The organism is Azonexus sp. (assembly GCF_036170495.1).
In the GTDB taxonomy this organism is placed as follows: domain Bacteria; phylum Pseudomonadota; class Gammaproteobacteria; order Burkholderiales; family Rhodocyclaceae; genus Azonexus.
In genome coordinates this window covers 1-1548 of the sequence record NZ_JAVHPH010000478.1, presented here as the reverse complement: position 1 = coordinate 1548, position 1548 = coordinate 1, and the positions used below count along the sequence as shown (strand labels likewise).

The following is a 1548-nucleotide window of genomic DNA, read 5'->3' as shown; positions in this document are numbered from 1 at the left end:
GTCTGCTCGTTGAACAGTACGGCAAATCCGGTCTGCCCGAGCAGCAACAGGATCAGCAGGACGAGCAGGCGTCTGGCTTGCCACTTCTCCTCGCCAAACCAGTAAGGTGCGGCAATTTTATGAAAGCGCCGCCAGAGGTGGCGATTAAAGCTGATCATGTGGGTTTGGGGCCTTTTCACCCCTTTTCGGCCCGCGGCAATTTGCCGAAAGGCCGGTCGAACTGATTGAAGCCTTATTCGCCCTTGGCGACAAAGCGCACCTTGGCCGCCGGCCCCGAGGCTGAAGCCTGAACACGTCGGGTTTGCCAGGCACCGTCGATTTCAACGGCAATCTGGTAGCGGCCGGCCGGCAGCTTGATGTAAAGCAACGGCCCCTCGGTCACGCCGGAAACCGTGACCTGCCCGCTACGGCGACTGACCGTAAAGGGAATCCCCGCCAGGTAATTGCCGCGCGGTCCGGTCAGCATGAGGTGGACGTTGTAGGCGGCGGACAGCTTGTGCATTTCAGCCATGGCTTCGTCGCCGACCCCACCGCTCAGCCAGGAAACCCCGGCTTGCGGGCTGCTTGCCACATTGCTTTTTGCCGCATCATCGAGTTCAAAGGAAAGTGCCGGCATGCATTGCAGGACGAGTACCACGGCAATCAGGCCGAGTCGGCCGTAGCCCGTTTGTGCCTTGCCGGCGGAGACCAGTGCGAGTTTAGTCATGGCCGGCCTCACCTGTGCTGACCACGGTCGTTCCCGCGATAATCATCGCGCCATCCATCGCGCCGATCATCGTGACGATCATCCTGGCGGTGACGGTTGCGCTCCTGATAACGTGGGACGTACTGGTTGTTGTACCAGCGCTCGCGGACAAAATAGACCCGCTCGTCACAGGCGTTGTAGGCGCCGCAGTACCGACGCCAGTTCTTGGCATGGCCCGGGGGTACATGGAGGTAGATCGGCGGGCGGCCGGAAGCCCCGCGCCGGATCATGCGAGGTTGCGAATAGAGCAATTGCGGCCGCGGAGAGTCACCGATGTCGATACGGCCATAAAAGCCAGGCTGACCGAGCGTAACCGACACCCCGACATCGGCAGCCTGCGCCGGTATCGAGGCGCCGGCGAGAACAACTGCCAGCAGTAACAGGTTGAAATTCATGGTGAAACTCCTTTGTCCGTTGCCGTACTTATTTCTTGTCACCCTGAGTGGCATCCTGAATCTTGTTGCCAGCTTTTTCGATTTCCTGACCGACCTTTTCGGTAGCCTGATCAACCTTCTTGCCAGCCTGCTCGACCGGCCCTTCCTTTTTCTGGCAACCACTCAGAGCGACGAGCAGCGCAGCCAACATGACCGCTGCGCCCAGTGTTTTTCCTGTTTTGATCATTTGCTTCTCCTTGATTACGCCATTAATTGATGCCCCGACCGATCCGGCCGGGCGCATCGCCTCTGATCACGTTCCCTTATTTGGCAACTTCGTGACCGATGACACCACCAACAACAGCGCCACCGACGGTTCCGGCAGCACTGCCGCCGGTTAGTACAGCGCCACCGATGGCGCCGGCGCCA

At 59.8% G+C, this 1548-nt stretch carries 3 protein-coding genes; all 3 read right to left on the bottom strand.

Annotated elements, in window-relative coordinates:
* Nucleotides 1-232: 232 nt before the first annotated feature.
* Genes ADADOO_RS17280 through ADADOO_RS17270 form a run of 3 tightly spaced genes read right to left on the bottom strand, consistent with a single transcriptional unit; the run spans nucleotide 233 to nucleotide 1366 of the window.
* The gene (locus ADADOO_RS17280) at nucleotides 233-706 is read right to left on the bottom strand and encodes a hypothetical protein (protein WP_511278756.1); all 474 of its coding nucleotides are present in this window, start codon (nucleotides 704-706) and stop codon (nucleotides 233-235) included.
* Between the two features lie 8 nt (nucleotides 707-714).
* Complete coding sequence (locus tag ADADOO_RS17275; RefSeq protein ID WP_511278755.1) at nucleotides 715-1140, bottom strand: hypothetical protein; 426 nt, start codon at nucleotides 1138-1140, stop codon at nucleotides 715-717.
* Between the two features lie 28 nt (nucleotides 1141-1168).
* The gene (locus ADADOO_RS17270) at nucleotides 1169-1366 is read right to left on the bottom strand and encodes a hypothetical protein (RefSeq protein ID WP_511278754.1); all 198 of its coding nucleotides are present in this window, start codon (nucleotides 1364-1366) and stop codon (nucleotides 1169-1171) included.
* Between the last annotated feature and the right edge of the window lie 182 nt (nucleotides 1367-1548).

Bases quoted from the DNA above. Each gene is read 5' to 3' on its own strand.
- ADADOO_RS17280 (WP_511278756.1), bottom strand. From the start codon at position 706: ATGACTAAACTCGCACTGGTCTCCGCCGGCAAGGCACAAACGGGCTAC.
- ADADOO_RS17270 (WP_511278754.1), bottom strand. From the start codon at position 1,366: ATGATCAAAACAGGAAAAACACTGGGCGCAGCGGTCATGTTGGCTGCG.
- ADADOO_RS17275 (WP_511278755.1), bottom strand. From the start codon at position 1,140: ATGAATTTCAACCTGTTACTGCTGGCAGTTGTTCTCGCCGGCGCCTCG.